The following is a 21,889-nucleotide window of genomic DNA, read 5'->3' as shown; positions in this document are numbered from 1 at the left end:
AAAAACGAACCGATGGCGCTCCTGCAGATTTCCGAACCTGGCCAAAGCCTTGATCCTCACCAACGTCGGGTGGCGGTGGGCATAGATCTGGGCACCACCCACTCCCTGGTTGCGGCGGTGCGGCACGGGGTGGCTGAGTGTCTGCCCGATGCGCAAGGGCGCGTGATTCTGCCGAGTGTGGTGCGCTACCTGGAGTCGGCCCGTGGTGGCAGCGGTCGCCAGATTGGCTGGGATGCGCTGGCTGCTCAGGTGGACGATCCGGCCAATACGGTCAGTTCGGTCAAGCGCCTGATGGGCCGGCGCCGCGAACAGGTGGCCGATGTCGACCGCTTGAGCTACGCCGTCGTCGATGAGCAAGGCATGGCGGTGGTCGATACGGTTGCGGGACCGAAGACGCCCATGGAAGTCAGCGCAGAAATCCTCGCCACGCTGCGCTTTCGGGCCGAGGACAGTTTTGACGACGACCTGTTTGGTGCGGTGATCACCGTGCCGGCGTACTTTGATGATGCCCAACGGCAAGCCACCAAGGATGCGGCGCAGTTGGCGGGCATTCATGTGTTGCGTCTGGTCAATGAACCGACTGCCGCCGCCATCGCCTACGGCCTGGACAACGGCAGCGAAGGTGTCTATGCCGTGTACGACCTGGGCGGTGGCACGTTCGACATTTCCATCCTGCGACTGACCCAAGGCGTGTTTGAAGTGCTGGCCACCGGCGGCGATTCCGCGCTGGGTGGCGACGATTACGACCAGGCGCTGGCGGCTTGGGTCCTGGCGCAGCAAGACGCGATGGGTGCGCTGACCGCTGCAGACCGGGCCCGCCTGCACAAGGAGGCGCGGCGCGCGAAAGAGGCGTTGTCCAGTGAGTCAACGGCGGCCTTTCGGGTTGAGGTCAGCGGCAGAGTGATCGAGCAGCTCGTGACGCGTGCCGAATTCGAAGCCTGCACCGCGGCGCTGACCGCGCGCACCATGGCCGCCGTGCGCAAGGCTTTGCGCGACTCGGGTGTGAGCAAGGAAGAGGTTCAGGGCGTCGTGATGGTGGGTGGATCCACCCGCATGCCGGTCGTTCGCGAGACGGTGGGCACCTTCTTCGGCACCGAGCCATTGATCAACCTCAATCCGGACGAGGTGGTGGCCTTGGGCGCTGCGCTTCAGGCCAATGCGCTGGCCGGCAACAGCCAGGACGGCGACTTGCTGCTGCTCGATGTGATTCCCCTGTCTCTTGGCATTGAGACCATGGGTGGCCTGGTTGAACGGATCGTGCCGCGCAACAGCAGCATTCCGACCGCACGAGGTCAGGACTTCACGACCTACCAGGACGGCCAGACTGCGCTGGCCTTGCATGTGGTGCAAGGCGAACGCGATCTGGTGGCCGACTGCCGCAGCCTGGCGCGATTCACGCTGCGCGGCATACCGCCCATGGCGGCGGGCGCTGCGCGCATTCGGGTGACCTTCACGGTAGATGCTGATGGGCTGTTGTCGGTCGCAGCGAAGGAGCTCACCTCGGGCGTTGAAGCCAGCATCGACGTCAAACCCGCGTATGGCCTGAGTGACGAACAGATCGCGACGATGCTGCAGGACAGCTTTGCCACCGCGCAGCAGGACATGCAGGCACGTGCGCTGGTCGAGGCAAGGGTCGACGCCGAGCGCCTGTTGCTGGCCACGCGCTCGGCACTGGCCGCCGACGGCGACCTGCTGTCGGTCCCCGACCGCGAAGGCCTGGACGGCCTGATGGCCGCGCTGGCGTCGGCGGCACAGGGCGAGGATGCGGCGGCCATCGAAGCGGCCAGCCAGGCACTGGCCAAGGGAACAGAGACATTCGCCGCTGAACGCATGAACCGAGGTATTCAGCAAGCGCTGTCCGGCAAAAGAATTGAAGAAGTCTGAGAGACCTTCTCCCCATGCCCACGATCAAAATCCTTCCCCACGCCGAATACGCCCCGCAAGGCAAGACCATCAGCGCACCCGCTGGCACCTCCATTTGCGAGGCCTTGCTGGAGAACGGCGTCAACATCGAACATGCCTGCGACATGAGTTGCGCCTGCACGACTTGCCACGTCATCGTGCGTGAAGGCGCGGGCAGCCTCAATGAGGCGGACGAAGACGAAGAGGATCTGCTCGACCGCGCCTGGGGCCTGGAGCCCCAGTCGCGTCTGTCCTGCCAGGCCATCCTGGCCCAGCAGGACGTCACGATCGAAATTCCCAAGTACTCCATCAACCACGCCAAAGAGAATCATTGACCCCCACGCTCCGCCGCTATGCGGGTCGCTGCCCCGGAGAGGGCTGACCCGACTTGGAGCGGCCCTGCGGAGGATCGATAGCACTCCGGAGAAATGACCTTGCGCCAGATCGTTCTCGATACCGAAACCACCGGCCTGTCTGCGGAGAACGGTGACCGCATCATCGAGATCGGCTGCGTGGAGCTGCTCAACCGCAAGCTCACCGGCAACAACCTGCATCACTACGTCAACCCGGAGCGCGACAGCCACGAAGACGCGCTCAAGGTGCACGGCATCAGCAACGAGTTTCTGCGCGACAAGCCCAAGTTCGCGGCGATCGCCGAGGAACTGGTTGCCTACCTGCGCGACGCTGAAATCATCATCCACAACGCCCCGTTCGATGTCGGCTTCCTGAACAAGGAGTTCGAACGGCTGGGCCTGCCGGCTGTGAAGTCGCTGGTGGGAGGGGTGCTGGACACGCTGGTGATGGCCAAGGAGATGTTCCCCGGCAAGCGCAACGGTCTGGATGCCTTGTGTGATCGGCTCGGGGTCGACAATTCCGGCCGTACCTTGCACGGCGCGTTGCTGGATGCGGAATTGCTGGCCGACGTGTACATCAACATGACGCGCGGACAGGATGCGCTGCTCATCGAGGTGGCCGAATCGGCGGGCGAGGGCAGTGCCGTGGAACAACTGGATCTGAGCCGGTTCGAGTTGCCTGTGCTCCGAGCCAACGACCAGGAAGCGCAGGCCCATGCAGCGGTGCTGGCCGATCTGGACAAGGCAAGCAAAGGCAAGACAGTGTGGCGGCTGTCCGAATCGGTTTGAATATCAGGCTATAATGCGAGGCTTCCGACGGTGCTGATGTCTTTGGCACGGCGCCGATCGGGCGGTTAGCTCAGTGGTAGAGCACTGCCTTCACACGGCAGGGGTCGCAGGTTCGAACCCTGCACCGCCCACCAGGAAACCCCATACAGGTCAAGCCCCTGCGAGAAATCGCCGGGGCTTTGTCTTTTTGGGCGTGACGCGCCCGGCTCAGTTCATCAGTTCGAGCAGCCGATCCAGCCCACCGCTCTCGATGGACACCATGGCTTGCTCGCGCACCTTGGGCTTGGCGTGGTATGCCACGGACAGCCCGGCGGCGCCCATCATCGGCAGGTCGTTGGCGCCGTCGCCCATGGCAATGCACTGGCTGGGTTCAATGCCCAGCAGGGACGCCACCTCAAGCAGCGTGCGGCGCTTTTCTGCGCCATCGCAGATGTCGCCCCAGCTTTGCGTCACCAAGCCACCAGTGAGTTCACCGCAGTTGGGGCCGCTGGCCACCTCGAGGATGTTGGCGCGAACGAAGTCGATGCCCAGGGTGTCGCGTACGCGATGTGCAAAGAAGGTGAAGCCGCCGGACACCAGCAGCACTTTCATGCCCACGGCTTTGCAGGCGCGAATCAACTCGGCCGCGCCAGGATTCAAGCGCAAGCGCTCCACGTAGACGCGCTCCATGTCGGCGATGGTCACACCCCTGAGCAGGGCCACGCGGCGACGCAGGCTGTCTTTGAAATCGGTGATTTCGCCGCGCATGGCCGCCTCGGTGATGGCGGCGACTTCGGCCTTCTTGCCCACCACGTCTGCAATTTCGTCCACGCACTCGATATTGATGAGCGTGGAATCCATGTCGAAGGCGATGAGCTTGAAGTCGGCAAGCTTCAAGGGGGAGGCGATGCCCCGCGAGATCAGACCAGGGCTGTGTTCGATGGCGGCAGACATGCCGCGATTATTGCGGAGCAGGCTGGAGCACCTGGGTCAGCACCCGGATCTGGGCCCGAAGGTCGGGGCCAACACGCTGTGCGATGGTCTGCCCGGCCTCGCCGGTGGCGCCTGCGGCGACCAGGCGTTGGTTCAGTGTGGCTTCATCCACGCCGGCGACCGCAGCGACGCTGGCTACAGGGGCTTCGGCCAGCGCGTGAATGGGTGCCGCGAATCCAGGCTCGGCCTGATCGGCACCCGCCGGGATGAAGCTGACCGCCAGCACCGCGGCAAACAAGGCGATCACCACGCGCCCGGTGGTCTGGGTGAAGTAGCGTTTGAAGGCGGGCAGGTTGAGCAGGATGTGCAGACCAACGCCCACCACCATCGCCCAGCTCAGCCATTCGTGCGCAGTCTTGTTCAGACCGCTGTCGAGGTGAAAGAACATGAGCACGCCAGTGGTGGCGGACAGCAGGAAAGCGCCGATGACCACGGGCGTGATCCATGGGCGCTGGGCATTGAGATTCATGACAGAGACTCCTGAGCGGTACGTGCTTCAAAGTCTGGAGCACGCAGGTGAAGATATTCGGCGCCTGCGTGAAGCGCCGGTAAACCGGCGGCGCATGTAGCACCGATTTGCCCAGCTCTTGACGCGGATCAAGCGGGGGCGGCCGGCTCGGGGTTTCGGATGGGTTGCCCCAGCGCCTTGAGCACGTCGCGCACCAATTGAACGCGGTCTTTCACGTCAGGCAGCGCACGCTCGATGCGTAGCTTTTCGTTGCCGGCGAGCTTGATGTGCCGGTGCTTCTGGATCAGCTCGATGATGCGCATGGGCTCGATCGGCGGATTTGGCCTGAAGGTGACGTTGATGACGCCCGGCGCCGCGTCCACCTTGGCCACGCCGTACGGCGTGCTCAGCACCCTGAGGCGATGGACATCGATGAGGGTCTGTGCCTGGGGCGGCAGTTTGCCAAAGCGATCGACGATTTCCTCGAGCAAGGCGTCGATCTGGTCTGCGTTCTTGGCCGTGGCCAGTTTCTTGTAGAACGACAGCCGCAGGTGCACATCGCCGCAATAGTCGTTGGGCAGCAGTGCCGGGGCATGCAGGTTGATGTCGGTGGTGGCCGACAGGGGTGACAGCAGGTCTGGCTCCCGACCGGCCTTGAGCGACTTGACCGCTTCAGCCAGCATTTCGTTGTAGAGTTGGAACCCCACCTCCAGCATGTTGCCGCTCTGGTTTTCGCCCAGCACTTCACCGGCGCCCCGGATCTCCAGGTCGTGCATGGCGAGGTAGAAACCGCTGCCCAGTTCCTCCATCTGCTGAATGGCGTCCAGTCGTTGGGCGGCCTGTTTGGTCAGACCGTCGATCTCGGGCACCAGCAGGTAGGCGTAGGCTTGGTGGTGGCTGCGGCCGACTCGTCCGCGCAGTTGGTGCAGCTGCGCCAAGCCGAACTTGTCGGCCCGGCTGATGACGATGGTATTGGCGGTGGGCACGTCGATGCCGGTTTCGATGATGGTCGAGCACAGCAGCAGGTTGAAGCGCTGAGCCACGAAATCGCGCATCACACGCTCCAGCTCGCGTTCCGGCATCTGCCCGTGGGCGATCGCGATGCGAGCCTCGGGCAGGTCTTCCTCAAGCTTGGCTTTCCGGTTTTCGATGGTTTCGACCTCGTTGTGCAGGAAGTACACCTGCCCGCCGCGCTTGAGCTCGCGCAGCACGGCCTCGCGGATGACGCCAGTCCCCTCGTTGCGCACAAATGTCTTGATCGCCAGTCGGCGTTGCGGCGCAGTGGCGATCACGCTGAGGTCGCGCAGGCCTTCGAGCGCCATGCCCAGGGTGCGTGGTATGGGGGTGGCGGTGAGCGTGAGCACGTCGACCTCGGCGCGCAGCTGCTTCATCGCCTCTTTGTGGCGCACACCGAAGCGGTGCTCCTCGTCGATGATCAGCAGGCCCAGGTTCTTGAACTGCGTCTTCTCGGACAACAGCTTGTGCGTGCCGACGACGATGTCTACCGATCCATCGGCGATGCCTTTGAGTGCCGCCGAGATTTCCTTCTGCGAACGAAACCGGCTCATCTCGGCAATCTTGACCGGCCACTTGCCGAAGCGGTCGACCAGCGTCTGGTAGTGCTGCTCGGCGAGCAACGTGGTGGGGGCCAGGAACGCCACCTGTTTGCCACCGGTGACGGCCACAAAGGCCGCGCGCAGGGCGACTTCGGTCTTGCCAAAGCCCACGTCGCCACACACCAGGCGATCCATCGGCTGCGGGCTGATCATGTCCTGGATGACCGCGTGGATGGCAGCGCGCTGATCGGGCGTTTCATCGAAGCCGAAGTCGTTGGCGAAGGCCTCGTAGTCCTGCGGCGAGTAGCGGAAGGGGTGGCCCTGGCGCGCGGCACGGCGCGCGTAGATGTTGAGCAGCTCGGCCGCGGCATCGCGCACCTGCTCGGCAGCTTTGCGCTTGGCCTTTTCCCATTGACCACTGCCCAGCTTGTGCAGCGGGGCTTCGTCCGCGCTCACCCCTGTGTAGCGGCCAATGAGCTGCAACTGGCTCACGGGCACATAGAGCACGGCCTTGTCCGCATATTCCAGGTGCAGAAACTCCTGCAGCGCGGGCGAGCCGTCCGGGTTCTTCTCGCCCATGTCGAGGTTGACCAGGCCGCGGTAGCGCCCGATGCCGTGCTGTGCGTGGACGACCGGGTCGCCCACATTGAGCTCGGACAAGTCCTTGATCAGCGCGTCGACGTCGCTGACCTGTTCCTGCTTGCGGCGTCGGCGCGTCGTGGGCCCGGCGGCGAAGAGTTCGGTCTCGGTGACGAAGTCGATGCCGCCTTGCATCCAGGCGAAGCCAGTGGCCAGTGCGGCGGTGGCGATGCCGGTCTTCTCGCTGCTGCGCTCGAATTCCGCCAGGGCGTCGAAGGCGGGTGGGTTCAGCCCGCTGGCGCGCAGGAAGTCGAGCAGGCTTTCCCGGCGACCATCGCTCTCGGCCAGGATGAGCACGCGCTGGCTGGTGGCTCGCAGGTGTGCCTGCAGGCGGGCGAGCGGATCGTCCGCACCGCGTGCCACGGCGAGGTCGGGCAACGCCTGCGCCAGCGCGCTGTCGGCCACGTCCTCGCTGCCCGGGCGCATGACCACCTGGGCATGCGCCTTGGCGTGGGTGAAAAACTGCTCCGCGTTGAGGAACAGCGCGTCGGGGGCGAGGATGGGGCGCTCGGGGTCGCCTTGCAGCAGGCGATGGCGATCCCGCGTGTCCTGCCAGAAGCGCTGGAAGGCGGGTTCGAGCTCCCCGTGCAACACCAGCGTGGCGTCAGGGCCCAGGTAGTCGAACACCGTGGCGGTGTCGTCGAAGAACAGGGGCAGGTAGTACTCGATGCCGGCGGTGGCCACGCCGTTGCCCATGTCCTTGTAGATGCGGCTCTTGGTGGGGTCGCCTTCGAGCAACTCGCGCCAGCGGTTGCGGAATTTCGCGCGCGCGCCGTCGTCCATGGGGAACTCGCGCCCGGGCAGCAGGCGAACTTCGTTCACGGGGTACAGGCTGCGCTGGCTGTCCGGGTCGAAGGTGCGGATGCTGTCGATCTCGTCGTCGAACAGATCGACGCGGTAGGGCACCGGGCTGCCCATCGGGAACAGATCGATCAGCCCGCCCCGTACCGCGTATTCGCCCGGGCTGACCACCTGGGTCACGTGGCTGTAGCCCGCAAGCGTGAGTTGGGCCTTCAGGCGGGCCTCGTCCAGCTGCTGCCGCACCTTGAACTCGAAGGTGTAGCCCGCCAGAAAAGCGGGCGGCGCCAGCCGATACAGCGCGGTGGTCGCGGGCACCACCACCACGTCCGCGCCCCCGTCGTGCTGGCGCTGCGAGATGCGCCACAGGGTGGCCAGCCGCTCGCTGATCAGGTCCTGGTGAGGCGAAAACGTGTCATAGGGCAGCGTCTCCCAGTCGGGAAACAGCGTCACCCGCAACTCGGGCGCAAAAAAGGCCAGCTCGTCGATCAGCCGCTGCGCGTCGTTGGCGTCGGCTGTGACGATGGCGGTGAGGCGGCCTTGGGCGCGCTCGCGTTGTGCCAGGCTGGCCAGCCAGAGGGCGTCGGCCGAGCCCACCGGGCGGGGCATGGTGTGGCGTTTACCGGGAGACAGGGGCGGCAAGGAGATGGGCATTCGGGGCTACCAATGACAAACACCCCCGGACGCTTGAAGCCGGGGGTGATGCGATGAATTCTAGAATGGCGCCCGCCCATGGCCACGTATTCACCCCCCAATTCCGACACGCCACGTTGTCATGCCTTGTTGCCTTGTGCGGGTACGGGGTCGCGCGCCGGCACCCGGCAACCCAAGCAATACCAGCCCTTGCTGGGCGTACCGATGGTGACCCACACGCTCAGCGCCTTGCAGGCCGTGGCCGCGATCGAGCGTGTGCTGGTGGTGATTGCCGCCGATGACACCTGGTGGACCGACCGCTCAGGTGTGGAGGCCGTTCGCCGGGGCGGCGCCTCGCGCGCAGAAAGCGTCTTCAACGGACTGTGCTTTCTGCGCGAGTCGGGCGTACCAGACCACGACTGGGTGTTGGTGCATGACGCGGCCCGCTGCCTCGTCACGCCGGAGGAGATTGCGGCATTGGTGGCAGCTTGTCGAGATGACGCGGTGGGCGGCCTGCTGGCGTTGCCGCTGGCCGACACCTTGAAGGGCGAGGCGGACGGCCGTGTGGCCGAGACGATCGATCGTCAACACAAGTGGCTGGCCCAGACGCCGCAGATGTTTCGTCTCGGTGCGTTGCATGACGCGCTCAAGGACGCCAGCCTGACGGGGTTCGCGGGGATCACGGACGAGGCCAGTGCCATTGAGCGCACCGGGGCTCGCCCGCGCCTCGTGCCCGGCCGTGCCAGCAACTTCAAGGTCACTTACCCCCACGATTTCACCCTTGCGCAAGCCATTCTCCGGAGCCGCGCATGACCGCATTTCGCATTGGCGAGGGTTGGGACATCCATCGCCTGGTCGAGGGCCGGCCACTGGTGCTGGGTGGCATCACGGTGCCGCACACGCACGGCTTGCTGGGTCACTCCGACGCCGACGCACTGCTGCACGCCATCACGGACGCATTGCTGGGCGCCGCAGCGCTGGGCGACATCGGGCGGCATTTTCCCGACACCGACGAGCGATTCAAGGGGGCCGATTCTGGGGCACTGCTGACCGAGGCAGCCAGGCGCGTGGGCGCAGCCGGCTATGTCATCGGCAATGTCGACAGCACCGTGATTGCCCAGGCGCCTCGCCTGGCGGCTCACATTCCGGCCATGGTGGCGCGCATCGCAGCGTTGCTGGCACTTGACCCCACCCAGGTGAACGTCAAGGCCAAGACTGCGGAAAAGATGGGCCCGGTCGGGCTGGGCGAAGCCATCGAAGCGCGGGCCGTGGCCTTGTTGTTCAAGGCCTGAGGCTCAATGCCCGGCGCGGCGCAGCTTGATGTGCGCCGCCAGGCCGCCCGTGCTGCTGTTGGCCAGCGCAAAACGTCCGCCCATGCGGGCAATGGCACGTTCGACGATGGCCAGGCCCAGGCCGGTGCCGGTGGCGTCTGATCTCGCTGCGTCGCCTCGAAAGAAGGGCTGCGTGAGCTGCTCGAGGATTTCGGGCTTGACGCCCACGCCGTGGTCACGCAGTTTCACCAGCACGGCGTTGTCCTTGGCTTTGGAGGCAACTTCGATCTGCACCACGCCCGAGCTCGGGTTGCGGCCATAGCGGACCGCGTTTTCCATCAGGTTGGTGAACACCCGTTGAAGCTCGACCGCGTCACCCATGACCCGGGTGTTGGGCTCGATCCGCGTCTTCACGATCACGTGTGGGTCGTCGCCCAGTGCGTAAATGGCGGCGTCGATCACCTGGTTGAGGTTGACCTCGGCGGTGCGCAGGTGATCGGGCCGGGCGTAATCGAGAAATTTGTCGATGACGGCGGTGACCTGCTCGATGTCGGCCGACATGTGCTCCCTGGCCTGCGCGTCGGCCACGCTCATCTCAGTCTCCAGGCGCAAGCGGGCCAAGGGCGTGCGCAGGTCGTGCGAGATACCCGCCAGCATCAGCGCGCGGTCCTGCTCAATTTTTGACAGGCGCTGGGCCATGCGGTTGAAGCCGATGTTGACCTCGCGGATCTCGCTGGTGGCCACGGCTTCGTTGAGCTGACTGGCGTTGAAGTCACCTTCGCGCACCCGGCTCGCGGCAAACGAGAGCTTCTTCAGCGGTCGGTTGATCAGGCGGGCAATAAGGGCAGCGCCTGTGAGGGACAACAATGCCGCGGTGCCCAGCCAGATCAACCACGTGATGCCTGCCACCGGGCCGACCCGGGAGGGATCGGTCAGCAGCCAGTACTGGTCACCGTCGATGGTGAAGCCGATCCACAGACCGCCCTGCGCATTGACCTCGCGCGCGACCACGGTGTCCGGGCCGAGGCGGTTCTTCAACTGGTCAGATACGTTGCGGCTGAGCGCGTCGACGTCGTAGAGCTTGAACGTGTCGTTGGGCTCGCGCGGTTTGATGCGCAAACCTTCCTCGGTCGCCAGGGTCTTGATCAGCGACACCCGCGCGATGGCGTCGGAGTGCACGAGCGCCGCGCGACTGAGGTTGACCAGCGACGCCAGCTGCTGCGCACTTTGCAGTGCCCGCGGCTCGTATTCGAGAGCACGAAATGTCTGCAACCAGGCGACGATACAGCCCGTCAGCAGCAGCGTGAGAAAGAAAAACGTGCGCCAGAACAGGCTGACGCCCCGAGGAGGGCGGACCTCCAGCGGGGCAGGGGCCGTCTCCAGCGCAGTGGGCTCGGTTTCGAAAGGAACCCGCGATTCGGTGTCCATCAAGGGTTGCCGTCGGGAACAAATACATAGCCCACGCCCCAGACGGTCTGCAGGTAGCGTGGCGAAGAAGCGTCTTCTTCGATGAGCTTGCGCAGGCGAGAGACCTGCACGTCCAGGCTGCGGTCAAAGGGCTCGAACTCTCTGCCGCGGGCCAACTGGGCCAGTTTCTCCCGGGACAGCGGCTGGCGCGGATGGCGCACAAGGGCCTTCAACATGGCGAACTCGCCGGTGGTCAGCGACAGCTCCTGGCCGTCCTTGCGCAGGGTGCGCAGACTAAGGTCGAACTCATAAGGCCCGAACTTCACGACCTCCTGGTCTTGGGACGGTGCGCCAGGGACTTCGGTCGGCGGGCGCCGGCGCAACACGGCGTGAATGCGTGCCAGCAGTTCGCGCGGATTGAATGGTTTGCCCAGGTAGTCGTCGGCGCCGACTTCCAGGCCCACGATGCGGTCGACGTCTTCGCTCTTTGCCGTGAGCATGATGATGGGCGTGCGGTCGCCATTGGCGCGCAGACGCCGGCAGATGGACAGGCCGTCTTCGCCGGGCATCATCAGGTCGAGCACGATGAGATCGACCGCTTCGCGCTGCAGCACCCGGTTGAGCGCCTTGCCGTCCTCGGCCAGCATCACCTCGAAACCCTCCTGCATGAGGTAGCGACGCAGCAGGTCGCGGATGCGCACGTCGTCGTCGACGACCAGGATTTTGTTGGGGCGGGCGTGGTTCTGTGGCATGAGAGCAACTTCCGTCAAATGTAACAAAGGCGATTGTGGCAGCGCCAAGTGCTTGTCAATGCTCGATTTTTGATTTCCTGACAGCTCGTTACAGATGTTGCCCCATGGCTCATCGCCTTCACCGGGGTGTCACTTGCACAATGCGCGCTCTGGTCATACTCATTTCCACCATGAAGTCCGGTTCGATAGGTTTCTTTGCCATGTTTGCGGTCAGCTGTGCGCTGGCCGGCACCGACCATGCGCAAGACGCGCGTGACGCGGTGCCCGACGTGGCTGGCGTGATGCCGATCTCTATCGACGGGGGTGAGCCGCGCGCGCCCATGCGTTTGCGTGACGCGCTACGGCAACCCTATGACGACGTGGAGGAGGGGGCCAAGCCCTACCGGTTGACCGTGGAGGAGCGTCATCGCCTTCGCGAGCAGCTGCGGGGTCAGCCTTCGTTCGAGTCCAGTCGCAAACCCTGACCAGTCCATGAAACTTGCTTCTTCCGGCCGCCGCGTGGCCATCGCGTGGCGCGGCTTGGCGCTGAGCGCCGTTCTTTTCGCTACGTGTTGGTCGCCTGCGCAGGCCCAAATCAACGAAGTCCCCTCCAACATCGTGAGTCTGCAAGCCAGCGGGCACATGGAAGTGCCGCAAGACTGGCTCACCATCGTGCTCAGCACGACGAAAGAAGGTGCCGACCCGGCGACGGTTCAGAACCAGTTGAAGGTGGCGATGGACGCCGCGTTGGCCACAGCACAAGCCCAAGCGAAGCCCCAGCAGCTGGAAGTGCGATCCGGCAACCTCCGCTTGTATCCCCGCTATGCCAGCGGCGGTCGAATCAGCGGGTGGCAAGGCCAGGCCGAGCTGATCATCGAAGGGCGTGACCTTGCCCGCGTGAGTGAGGTTGCAGGTCGAATTCAGTCGATGACGGTGTCGAACATGGGCTTCTCGCTCTCGCGCGACGCCCGTCGAGCGCTGGAATCACAGGTTCAGGCGCAAGCCATTGAGCGCTTCCGCGCCCGGGCGTCCGAAGTGGCCAAGGGGTTTGGCTTTGCTTCCTACGCGCTGCGGGAGGTCAATGTCAGCTCGGCCGACATGCCAGATCGTGGCCCCGTGCCGCGTGTCATGGCGATGGAAGCCAAAGCCGCGTCCAGCGACATGCCGATCCCCACTGCAGCCGGCACCGCAACGGTCAGCGTCACGGTGTCCGGCTCGATTCAGCTGCGCTGAGGCGAACTCACTGGGCGGTCCAGCCGCCGTCCATGTTCCACGCAACACCGCGCACGTTGTTGCCGGCCGGCGAGCAGAAAAACGCGGCCAGCTCGCCAAGCTCTTCGGGGGTGGTGAACTGCATCGACGGCTCTTTCTCGCCTAGCAGTTGACGGGTAGCGGCTTCGTTGGTCAGTCCCTGGGCCGCCGCCTTGGCATCCACCTGTTTTTGCACCAAGGGTGTCAACACCCAGCCGGGGCAGATCGCGTTGCAGGTCACCCCGGTGGTGGCGGTTTCCAGTGCGGTCACTTTGGTCAGGCCCACGATCCCGTGCTTGGCCGCCACGTAGGCCGATTTTTCGGCGGAGCCCACCAGGCCGTGCACCGATGCCACATTGATGATTCGCCCCCAGTTGGCCGCTCGCATGGCGGGCAATGCCAGGCGCGAGGTATGGAATGCGCTCGACAAATTGATGGCAATGACCGCGTCCCAGCGGTCGACCGGGAAATCCTCGACGCGGGCAACGTGCTGGATGCCAGCGTTGTTCACCAGTATGTCAACGCGGCCGAAAGTGGCCGCTGCATAGGCCATCATCGCCTCGATGTCCGCTGGCTTGCTCATGTCTGCGCCGTGATAGCCCACCTTCACTCCCAGGGCAGCGACTTCCGCCTTCGGGCCTTCGGCATCGCCAAATCCATTGAGGACAATGTTGGCCCCCTGACGGGCCAGCGCCTTGGCGATGCCAAGGCCGATGCCACTGGTGGATCCGGTCACAAGGGCGGTTTTTCCGGCAAGCATGGGTCACTCCAGTTCCATTAGGATTGATTCAAAACGCGTGGGCGCATTATGGTGCGGCGCGCAAACGATCGACTGGCATGACAGAACCTGAACTCAAGCACCTGACGGTCAATGGCGTGGCCGCGCGTACCGGGGCAGCCCGCCAGATCGCTTACTGGGAATGGGCGTGCGCGGACAACTTGTCGCGCGAGCTGGTCATCTGCGTACACGGCCTGTCTCGGCAAGGGCGGGATTTCGACACCCTGGCGCGGGCCATTCAGCCCTTCGCGCGCGTGATTGCGGTCGATGTGGCGGGGCGGGGACGCAGTGATTGGCTGGCAGAGCCCATGCACTATCAGGTCCCGACCTATGTGGGCGACGCGGTGGCGCTTGTCCAGCACCTTCGAGCACAGTCACCGTTGGTTCGGTTGTCCTGGGTGGGAACCAGTATGGGCGGACTGATCGGGATGGGTGTTGCCGCACAGGCAGCGTTGGAAATCACGCGTCTTGTCCTGAATGACGTTGGGCCCGTCATTCAATGGGAAGCCTTGCAACGCATAGCCACCTACGTGGGCAATGACCCGAAATTTGACACGGAGCAACAGGCGTTGGACTACCTGGCCAGCATCTCGGTCGGATTCGGGCCACATACGCCGGCCCAGTGGCGCGAGCTCAATGGTCCCATGCTCAAAGTCAACGGTGGGCGCTACGGACTGCACTACGACCCCGCCATTGCGCAGCCTTTCAAGGCCATGGTGGTGGGCGCAAGCCAGGAAACGCTTCAGCGGGCGGCGCTAGAAGGAGAAGCCGCGCTGTGGGATCTCTACGATGCCATTGCCTGCCCGACCCTGGTTCTGCGCGGGGCCGATTCCGACTTGCTGAGCGCGGCCACCGCGGAGGCCATGTCCAGAAGAGGTCCACGCGCGAAGTGTGTTGCCTTTGCGGGCGTTGGACATGCGCCAACCCTGATGGCCGGTGATCAAGTACAGGCGGTGATCGACTTCCTGTTCAAGCGATGAAGCGCTTTCCTGCATCGACCGAGGCGACCGAAGCAGCACCTGCGGCCATCGTGGCCGCAACCGCCGCGGAGCTTCCTGCGCAGGCCAATGCGCTGGGCAAGGCGCGGGCCTTTGCCGAGCCCTTGCTGGAATCGGAGACCCTGGACACCGGCGAGAACACGCTGGCACACGCCCACGCGGTCGCTCGAATCCTGTCCGACATCGGCGGGTCAGAAGCCATGCAGGCCGCGGCCTATCTGGTGTATGCCTGCCAGCACCTCAATCGACCCCAGGAGGTCATCGCCAAAGCCTTTGGCGAACAACACGCCGCGCTGGCGGTCGAGACAACCAAGCTGGTGCAACTGCAACGACAGGCCCGGCTCAAGGCGGCTGAGGTGCTGCGCCGCAAGCACGAAGAGCGGCAGGCTGCGTCCGATGTCGCCCAGCCCGCAGCGGGATTGTCCAAGGCGCCCCTGTCCGATCTGGCGGCCAGTCAGACCGAGAACGTTCGCAAGATGTTGTTGGCTTTCTCGCGCGATCTGCGTGTCGTCATGCTAAGACTGGCGTCGCGGTTGCAGACACTGCGGTACTTTGCCGCCTGCAAGGGCGAGCCAGGCGATGCCTTGGCCAGCGAGTCTCTGAATGTGTTCGCTCCCTTGGCCAACCGGCTGGGTATCTGGCAAATCAAGTGGGAGATGGAGGACCTGGCCTTTCGTTTCCTGGAGCCGCAGACCTACAAGGAAGTGGCGCACCTGCTGGACGAGAAGCGCGCCGAACGAGAGGCGCACGTGGAGCAGGTCCGGGATCAGCTGCAGAACGAACTGCGCGCGAGCGGCATTCACGCCACGGTCCAGGGGCGGCCAAAGCACATCTACAGCATCGTGCGAAAGATGCGCGGCAAGGCGCTGGACTTTGAGCAGGTGTTCGATATCCGCGCATTGCGCGTCGTGGTGCCCGACACAGCGGATTGCTATGCCGTGCTGGCCCATGTCAACGCGCGCTTTGCGCCCGTACCCGAGGAGTTCGACGACTACATTGCCAAGCCCAAGGCCAATGGCTACCAGTCACTGCACACCGTGGTGCGCGACGCGCAGGGCAGAGCGTTCGAAATCCAGATCCGGACCCAGGCCATGCACGATCACGCGGAACATGGCGTTGCCGCGCATTGGGCCTACAAAGAGGCCGGCAGCAAGGGATACGCCGGTGTTTCGGCCAACTCGGAGTACGACGCCAAGATCGCCGTGCTGCGGCAACTGCTGGCTTGGGAGCGCGACCTTAGCGGCACGGCCCAGGGTCTCTTTGACGATCGCATTTATGTGCTGACGCCCAACGCCGCCATCGTCGAGTTGCCCCAAGGGGCGACGCCTGTGGACTTCGCCTACACGGTGCACACCGATCTTGGTCACCGTTGTCGTGGCGCCAAGGTCGACGGTGCCATGGTGCCCTTGAACACGGCGCTACAGAACGGGCAGACGGTGGAGATCACTGCTGCCAAGGAGGGCGGTCCGTCACGCGACTGGCTCAATGGCGAATTGGGCTATCTGGTGAGCCATCGCGCCAAGAGCAAGGTGCGCGCCTGGTTCAACGCCCAGGCCATGGCGGAAACCGTTGCGCGTGGCAGGGACGCCGTGGAAAAGCTGCTCCAGCGCGAGGGACGCACCGCCGTCAAGTTTGATGACCTGGCCAGCGACCTGGGCCTGTCAGGCGCGGATGAGATGTTCGAGTTGGTTGGCAAGGACGAGCTCTCACTGCGAGCGATCGAAGCCCAGCTGCGGCCCCCGGAGCCTCAGGCGCCATCCGAGCCGCCGGCCAATTGGGCGCGCGTCCCGCGGCGTGGTGGCGACGCACCCAAAGGCGACGTGCTGGTGGTGGGCGTGGGCGCCTTGATGACGCAACTTGCCAAATGCTGCAGGCCGGCACCACCAGACGACATCCGTGGCTTTGTGACGCGCGGGAAGGGTGTCAGCATCCACCGCGCTGACTGCGCCGATTTCGCACACCTGGTTCGCAAGAGCCCGGACCGGGTGATCGATGTCGAATGGAGTGGCGATTCTGGCAGCGGCAAAGACGGGAAGTCGTCTATGTATCCCGTGGATGTGGCCATCGAGGCCAATGACCGTCAGGGCTTGTTGCGCGATATTTCGGACGTATTCGCTCGCGAAAAGATGAATGTGATCGGCGTTCAGACCCAGACGGTAAAGGGTGTGGCGTGGATGACATTCACGATCGAGGTCAATGACGCACGCCAGGTCAGCCGCGCCATGGCTGTTGTGGGCGACGTGGAGGGTGTTCGCATGGTGCGGCGCAAATAGAGTGTGATAGTCCTGCTATACTGCGAGGCTTCGAGCAGTTTCAGGCGCGTAGCTCAGCTGGTTAGAGCACCACCTTGACATGGTGGGGGTCAGGGGTTCGAGTCCCTTCGCGCCTACCAGATTCAACCCCTGCAGGCCTTTGCCTGCAGGGGTTTTCCGTTTTGTCGGCCATAAAGGGAAAACCATGCCCGGGGTATCCGGCGGTGTTTCTAGAATGCCGGGATGGCAACCAAACCCAAGACTGACTCAGGTGGCACACCGGGCGTGCGCGTCATCAAGAAGTACCCCAATCGCCGGCTGTACGACACCGACACCTCGTCCTACATCACGCTGGCGGAGGTGAAGGCGCTGGTGATGGACAGCGAACCCTTCGTGGTGCGCGATGCCAAGTCCAACGAGGACCTGACGCGTAGCATCCTGCTGCAGATCATCCTGGAGGAGGAGACGGCGGGTGTGCCGATCTTCACTGAGCAAGTGCTGGCGAACATCATTCGCTTCTATGGCCACTCGATGCAGGACTTCATGGGCGCGTACCTTGAAAAGAACGTCCAGATTTTCATGGACTTGCAGCAGAAGATGGCGGAGCAGGCTGGAGGAGGCCTTAATCCGGAGGCTTGGCAGCAGTTCATGAACGTGCAGTCGCCCATGATGCAGGGCATGATGGGTGCCTACCTTGAACAGTCCCGCACTGCGTTCACGCAGATGCAGGAACAAATGCAGAAGAACAGCGAGCAGATGTTGGCGGCATTGGGCCTCAAGCGGTGATGTGCCGGCACCGGCGCGGTCTGAGACAATCGCGCCCTCATGTCCGACGCCATCTCCCCAGCCGCGCTCAGCAGCGCGCCAGCCCCCAAAGTGGGCTTCGTCAGTCTTGGTTGTCCCAAAGCCCTCACGGACGCCGAACTCATACTCACCCAGCTCAGTGCCGAGGGCTACCAGACCTCAAAGTCCTACGACGGCGCCGATTTGGTGATCGTCAACACGTGCGGCTTCATTGACGACGCGGTCAAGGAAAGCCTGGACGCCATCGGCGAGGCGTTGGCCGAGAACGGCAAGGTGATCGTGACAGGTTGTCTGGGGGCGCGTGAAGGTGATCAGGGTGGCAATCTGGTGCGTCAGATGCATCCCAGCGTCCTGGCGGTCACCGGGCCGCATGCGACGCACGAGGTGATGGAGGCAGTGCATTCGCATTTGCCGAAGCCGCACGATCCTTTCGTGGATCTCGTGCCACCGCAGGGAATCAAGCTCACGCCGCGCCACTACGCGTACTTGAAGATCAGCGAGGGGTGCAATCACCGGTGCACTTTCTGCATCATTCCCTCGATGCGAGGTGACTTGGTCAGTCGCCCGATTGGCGATGTGTTGGGCGAGGCGCACAAGCTGTTCGAGGCCGGTGTGAAGGAGTTGCTGGTCGTCAGTCAAGACACCTCGGCCTACGGGGTGGACGTCAAGTACCGCACTGGCTTCTGGAATGGGCAACCGGTCAAGACGCGTCTGCTCGATCTGGTGCGCCGCCTGGGCGAGCTCGCCCGACCGTACGGCGCCTGGGTGCGTCTGCACTATGTCTATCCGTACCCCCATGTGGACGAGGTCATTCCTCTGATGGCCGAAGGGCTTGTATTGCCCTATCTGGATGTGCCCTTGCAGCACAGCCACCCGGATGTTTTGCGACGCATGAAGCGACCCGCGAGTGGCGAGAAGAACCTCGAACGCATTGCTCGCTGGCGGGAGCTGTGTCCCGAGATCGTGGTGCGCAGCACGTTCATCGCCGGATTCCCGGGCGAGTCGGACGCCGAGTTCGAGGATCTGCTGGCCTTTGTCAGAGAGGCGCGCATCGATCGGGCTGGCTGTTTTGCCTACTCGCCAGTGACGGGCGCGGCGGCCAATGGTCTGCCTGATCCGGTGCCGGACGCGCTGCGCGAGGAACGCCGCGTGCGCTTCATGGCCGTGGCGGAAGAAGTTTCCACGCAGAAGCTGCGCTCGCGTATCGGTGCGGACATGCAAGTGCTGGTGGACCATGCACCCGCCTTGGGTCGCAAAGGGGGTGTCGGACGGTCCTATGCCGACGCACCTGAGATCGATGGCGTGGTGCGTTTGTTGGCCCCGCAAAAAATCAGCAAGACCTTGAAAGTGGGCGAGTTCACGCGCGCACGCATTGTGGATACCGATGGCCACGATCTGGTGGCTTTGCCGATCTGACGCACATCCGCAATCGACCGATTCGCGCAAAAGAAAAGGGCTTGCAGCCATTCAGCATGCAAGCCCTTATATGATTGGTGCCCAAGAGAGGACTCGAACCTCCACGCCTCTCGGCGCTAGTACCTGAAACTAGTGCGTCTACCAATTCCGCCACCTGGGCATCTCAGGAAACCGGCAGTATAGCAGAGAAAAAGTGACCGAAAAAAGCAGCCTGTTGGCCGAATTTGAGGGCGTCGTCTCGGGTCACCGCGACGGCCATGGATTTGTGGTCCGCGATGACGGACAACCTGACATCTATCTCCCCTCCAACGAGATGCGCGCTGTTCTGCACAAGGACCGCGTCAAGGCCCGCATCGTGCGACTTGATAGAAAGGGTCGACCGGAGGGGCGGGTTACCGAAATCATTGAGCGCTCGAACGCGCCCATCATCGGGCGCTTGCTCCAGGAAAGTGGCGTTTGGTTGGTGGCACCTGAAGACAAGCGCTATGGACAGGACGTGCTGATCCCCAAAGGAGCGACGGGCGCGGCCAAACCGGGCCAGGTTGTGGTTGTCGAACTGACTGAACCGCCGGCGCTGTACGGTCAACCGGTTGGTCGGGTCAAGGAAGTGCTGGGTGAGATCGATGACCCCGGCATGGAAATCGAGATCGCTGTGCGCAAGTACGGCGTTCCGCACGAGTTTTCGGAAGCGGCCATGGCGCAGGCGCGCGCGCTGCCCGACCATGTGCGTCCCACCGATGCGCGCCACCGTGTGGACTTGAGGGACGTCGCGCTGGTGACCATTGACGGAGAAGACGCCAGGGACTTCGATGACGCCGTCTATTGCGAGCCTGCAAAAGTTGGCAAGGGCAAAGGCTGGCGCCTGTTGGTGGCGATCGCCGATGTGAGCCACTACGTGCAGACGGGCTCTCCCATCGATGTGGATGCCTACGACCGAGCGACCTCGGTGTATTTCCCGCGCAGGGTGATTCCGATGCTGCCGGAGAAGCTCTCCAATGGTCTGTGCTCGCTCAATCCCGATGTCGATCGCCTTTGCATGGTCTGTGACATGCTCATCGATGGTTCAGGCGCACTGCATGCCTATCAGTTCTTTCCAGCGGTGATGCACAGCCACGCGCGATTTACCTACACAGAGGTCGCTGCCATTCTTCAGAACACTCGCGGTCCCGAAGCGCAGCAGCGAAAGGCGCTGGTGCCCAGTCTGCTCAATCTTCATGACGTCTACAGGGCCTTGCTAAGTGCTCGCAACGGTCGTGGCGCGGTCGATCTTGAGACCGTGGAGACCCAGATTGTTTGCGACGAGTCTGGACGGATCGAAAAGATCGTGGCCCGCACGCGCAACGATGCACACCGCCTGATCGAAGAGGCCATGCTGGCCGCCAACGTCTGTGCAGCAGACTTCATCGCGCAAAGCAAGCACCCCGGATTGTTCCGTGTTCACGAAGGCCCGACACCGGAGAAGCAGGAGGTGCTGCGCAACTACCTGAAGTCGATGGGCGTGGGAACGACCATCAGCGAAGAGCCACACCCTCGCGAGTTTCAGCAGATCGCTGCGCTGACCAAGGATCGGCCCGATGCGCAGCAGATTCACACGATGTTGCTGCGCTCGATGCAGCAGGCGATCTACACGCCGATCAACAGCGGCCACTTTGGGCTTGCGTTCGAGGCATACACCCACTTCACCAGTCCGATCCGACGCTATCCGGATTTGCTGGTCCATCGGGTGATCAAGTCGATACTGCATCGCCAGAAGTACCAACTGCCGGCATTGCCGACGCCGGGTGAAGCGCACGCCAAGCTCAGCAAGCGCTTGGCCAGCCGGGCCAAACCGCCCACCCAGCCGGTGCGCAAGCCTTCAGCCGATACCTTGGCCTGGCAGGCGGCGGGCCTGCATTGCAGTGCCAACGAGCGCCGGGCCGATGAGGCGAGTCGGGATGTTGAGGCGTGGCTCAAGTGCAAGTACATGCGTGAGCATCTGGGCGAGGTGTTCAGCGGTGTCGTCAGCGCAGTCACGAGCTTCGGCATTTTTGTGACGCTGGATGCCATGTACGTCGAAGGCCTGGTGCATATCACCGAGCTTGGTGGCGAGTACTTCCGATTCGATGAGGCGCGCCAGGAGCTTCGTGGAGAACGCACTGGGATTCGCTATGCCCTGGGTTCGCGCGTTCAGGTTCAGGTCAGTCGCGTCGATCTGGACGGTCGACGCATCGATTTCCGTCTCGTGACCGGTGACGATGTGGTGTCGCGCGCGTTGAAGGACAAATCGGGTGCAAGCGATCGCGAAGCGGCGCCCGTGCGCAAGGGAGCGCGGGGGAGCGGGCGCAACCGTGAACCAGCCGCCAATTCAGCCGGTGAGCTCAAGCAGGCCGTTCGGAAGGCTGCTGGCAAGAAGGCAGGCGCTCGGCAGGTCACTCCAAAGGTGCGAAGAGGACGACGCACATGACTGCCGCTGCCAAGGGCGTACGCAAACCGGCTCGTATGTCCGCGGGATCCGCCGCGCGTGCCTCACAAGAGCGCCCGTTGCGCATTGGCATGTCCGCCCGGCTGATGCATCAGGTCCCCCCGGAGCTGGGCTTTCGAAACAAGAGCCTGCAATACATAGAGGCCTCGCTGGCCCACTGGATCATGGCGCACGGGGCAGTGGCCTTCATGGTGCCCGCCGTTACGCACGACAGCCAGCACGCCGCGCGGCATCTGAAGGTCGAGCAGGTCGTCCAGGAGCTGGATGCCCTGGTGCTGCAGGGGGGAACCGACGTGGCGCCAGAGACCTATGGGCAAGAACCGCTCAAGGACGCATGGCGAGGTGATGTGGTGCGAGATCGCTATGAGCTCGCACTCCTGCGGTGTTTTCTGGCGCAGAAGAAACCGGTACTGGGCGTGTGCCGTGGGGC

19 protein-coding genes and 3 tRNA genes are annotated in these 21,889 nt (G+C 63.7%); 15 read left to right on the top strand and 7 right to left on the bottom strand.

Annotated features, from left to right (window positions below):
• The first annotated feature begins 12 nt into the window (after positions 1-12).
• The 4 genes from hscA to KF871_RS07715 all read left to right on the top strand — a co-directional run bounded on the left by hscA (position 13) and on the right by KF871_RS07715 (position 3,178).
• Positions 13-1,884, top strand: coding sequence for a Fe-S protein assembly chaperone HscA (gene hscA / locus KF871_RS07730; protein WP_291140303.1), 1,872 nt, complete (start codon positions 13-15; stop codon positions 1,882-1,884).
• A gap of 14 nt (positions 1,885-1,898) precedes the next feature.
• The gene (fdx, locus tag KF871_RS07725) at positions 1,899-2,237 is read left to right on the top strand and encodes an ISC system 2Fe-2S type ferredoxin (protein ID WP_291140301.1); all 339 of its coding nucleotides are present in this window, start codon (positions 1,899-1,901) and stop codon (positions 2,235-2,237) included.
• A 93-nt stretch (positions 2,238-2,330) separates the two neighbouring features.
• The gene (dnaQ, locus tag KF871_RS07720; protein WP_291140299.1) at positions 2,331-3,044 is read left to right on the top strand and encodes a DNA polymerase III subunit epsilon; all 714 of its coding nucleotides are present in this window, start codon (positions 2,331-2,333) and stop codon (positions 3,042-3,044) included.
• A gap of 59 nt (positions 3,045-3,103) precedes the next feature.
• Positions 3,104-3,178 (top strand) — tRNA-Val (locus tag KF871_RS07715).
• Positions 3,179-3,251: 73 nt separating this feature from the next.
• Here the strand turns inward: KF871_RS07715 and serB are convergent.
• From serB to mfd, 3 genes are all read right to left on the bottom strand, one after another.
• Entirely contained in the window at positions 3,252-3,977 is a 726-nt protein-coding gene (serB, locus tag KF871_RS07710) for a phosphoserine phosphatase SerB (protein WP_291140297.1), read from the bottom strand.
• Between the two features lie 7 nt (positions 3,978-3,984).
• Positions 3,985-4,485, bottom strand: a complete 501-nt coding sequence (locus tag KF871_RS07705; protein WP_291140296.1) for a DUF4405 domain-containing protein — start codon at positions 4,483-4,485, stop codon at positions 3,985-3,987.
• Between the two features lie 128 nt (positions 4,486-4,613).
• Positions 4,614-8,105 carry a transcription-repair coupling factor gene (gene mfd / locus KF871_RS07700; protein ID WP_291140712.1) on the bottom strand — a complete coding sequence of 1,164 codons (3,492 nt, stop codon included), beginning with the start codon at positions 8,103-8,105 and terminating at the stop codon, positions 4,614-4,616.
• Between the two features lie 84 nt (positions 8,106-8,189).
• On the opposite strand from mfd, the gene ispD reads away from it, so the two are divergent.
• Complete coding sequence (ispD, locus tag KF871_RS07695) at positions 8,190-8,903, top strand: 2-C-methyl-D-erythritol 4-phosphate cytidylyltransferase (protein ID WP_291140294.1); 714 nt, start codon at positions 8,190-8,192, stop codon at positions 8,901-8,903.
• Complete coding sequence (gene ispF, locus KF871_RS07690; RefSeq protein ID WP_291140292.1) at positions 8,900-9,382, top strand: 2-C-methyl-D-erythritol 2,4-cyclodiphosphate synthase; 483 nt, start codon at positions 8,900-8,902, stop codon at positions 9,380-9,382. The genes ispD and ispF overlap by 4 nt, the downstream gene beginning before the upstream one ends.
• A 3-nt stretch (positions 9,383-9,385) precedes the next feature.
• Here the strand turns inward: ispF and KF871_RS07685 are convergent, their stop codons facing one another.
• On the bottom strand, positions 9,386-10,789 hold the full coding sequence (locus KF871_RS07685; protein WP_291140290.1) for a sensor histidine kinase: 1,404 nt from the start codon (positions 10,787-10,789) through the stop codon (positions 9,386-9,388).
• Positions 10,789-11,520: a two-component system response regulator OmpR gene (ompR, locus tag KF871_RS07680; RefSeq protein ID WP_291140288.1), complete on the bottom strand. Its 732-nt coding sequence runs from the start codon at positions 11,518-11,520 to the stop codon at positions 10,789-10,791. The genes KF871_RS07685 and ompR overlap by 1 nt, the downstream gene beginning before the upstream one ends.
• A 200-nt stretch (positions 11,521-11,720) precedes the next feature.
• Between ompR and KF871_RS07675 the strand changes: the two genes are divergently transcribed.
• Positions 11,721-11,984 (top strand): hypothetical protein, encoded by a 264-nt coding sequence (locus KF871_RS07675; RefSeq protein ID WP_291140286.1) that lies wholly within the window; start codon positions 11,721-11,723, stop codon positions 11,982-11,984.
• Positions 11,985-11,991: 7 nt separating this feature from the next.
• The gene (locus tag KF871_RS07670; protein ID WP_291140284.1) at positions 11,992-12,732 is read left to right on the top strand and encodes an SIMPL domain-containing protein; all 741 of its coding nucleotides are present in this window, start codon (positions 11,992-11,994) and stop codon (positions 12,730-12,732) included.
• A 7-nt stretch (positions 12,733-12,739) separates the two neighbouring features.
• Here the strand turns inward: KF871_RS07670 and KF871_RS07665 are convergent, their stop codons facing one another.
• Positions 12,740-13,510 (bottom strand): 3-hydroxybutyrate dehydrogenase, encoded by a 771-nt coding sequence (locus KF871_RS07665; RefSeq protein ID WP_291140282.1) that lies wholly within the window; start codon positions 13,508-13,510, stop codon positions 12,740-12,742.
• Between the two features lie 77 nt (positions 13,511-13,587).
• Between KF871_RS07665 and KF871_RS07660 the strand changes: the two genes are divergently transcribed.
• The 5 genes from KF871_RS07660 (at position 13,588) to rimO (ending at position 18,998) form a co-directional block, all read left to right on the top strand.
• A complete protein-coding gene (locus tag KF871_RS07660; RefSeq protein WP_291140280.1) occupies positions 13,588-14,508 on the top strand; it encodes an alpha/beta hydrolase in 921 nt (306 codons plus the stop codon).
• The gene (locus KF871_RS07655) at positions 14,505-16,799 is read left to right on the top strand and encodes a bifunctional (p)ppGpp synthetase/guanosine-3',5'-bis(diphosphate) 3'-pyrophosphohydrolase (protein WP_291140278.1); all 2,295 of its coding nucleotides are present in this window, start codon (positions 14,505-14,507) and stop codon (positions 16,797-16,799) included. The genes KF871_RS07660 and KF871_RS07655 overlap by 4 nt, the downstream gene beginning before the upstream one ends.
• A gap of 42 nt (positions 16,800-16,841) precedes the next feature.
• Positions 16,842-16,918 (top strand) — tRNA-Val (locus KF871_RS07650).
• Positions 16,919-17,021: 103 nt separating this feature from the next.
• Positions 17,022-17,564, top strand: a complete 543-nt coding sequence (phaR, locus tag KF871_RS07645) for a polyhydroxyalkanoate synthesis repressor PhaR (protein WP_291140276.1) — start codon at positions 17,022-17,024, stop codon at positions 17,562-17,564.
• 39 nt (positions 17,565-17,603) lie between these two features.
• Entirely contained in the window at positions 17,604-18,998 is a 1,395-nt protein-coding gene (gene rimO / locus KF871_RS07640; RefSeq protein WP_291140274.1) for a 30S ribosomal protein S12 methylthiotransferase RimO, read from the top strand.
• A gap of 75 nt (positions 18,999-19,073) precedes the next feature.
• On the opposite strand, the gene KF871_RS07635 is transcribed toward rimO, so the two are convergent.
• A tRNA-Leu gene (locus KF871_RS07635) sits at positions 19,074-19,158 on the bottom strand.
• A 33-nt stretch (positions 19,159-19,191) separates the two neighbouring features.
• On the opposite strand from KF871_RS07635, the gene rnr reads away from it, so the two are divergent.
• Positions 19,192-21,441 (top strand): ribonuclease R, encoded by a 2,250-nt coding sequence (gene rnr / locus KF871_RS07630; protein ID WP_291140272.1) that lies wholly within the window; start codon positions 19,192-19,194, stop codon positions 21,439-21,441.
• Positions 21,438-21,889: gamma-glutamyl-gamma-aminobutyrate hydrolase family protein (locus KF871_RS07625; RefSeq protein WP_291140270.1), on the top strand; the 452-nt coding region annotated here is incomplete at its 3' end. The genes rnr and KF871_RS07625, both read left to right, overlap by 4 nt.

This window comes from Hydrogenophaga sp. (assembly GCF_019635465.1).
Taxonomy (GTDB): Bacteria; Pseudomonadota; Gammaproteobacteria; order Burkholderiales; family Burkholderiaceae_C; genus Hydrogenophaga.
This window is presented reverse-complemented; position numbering and strand designations above follow the sequence as displayed.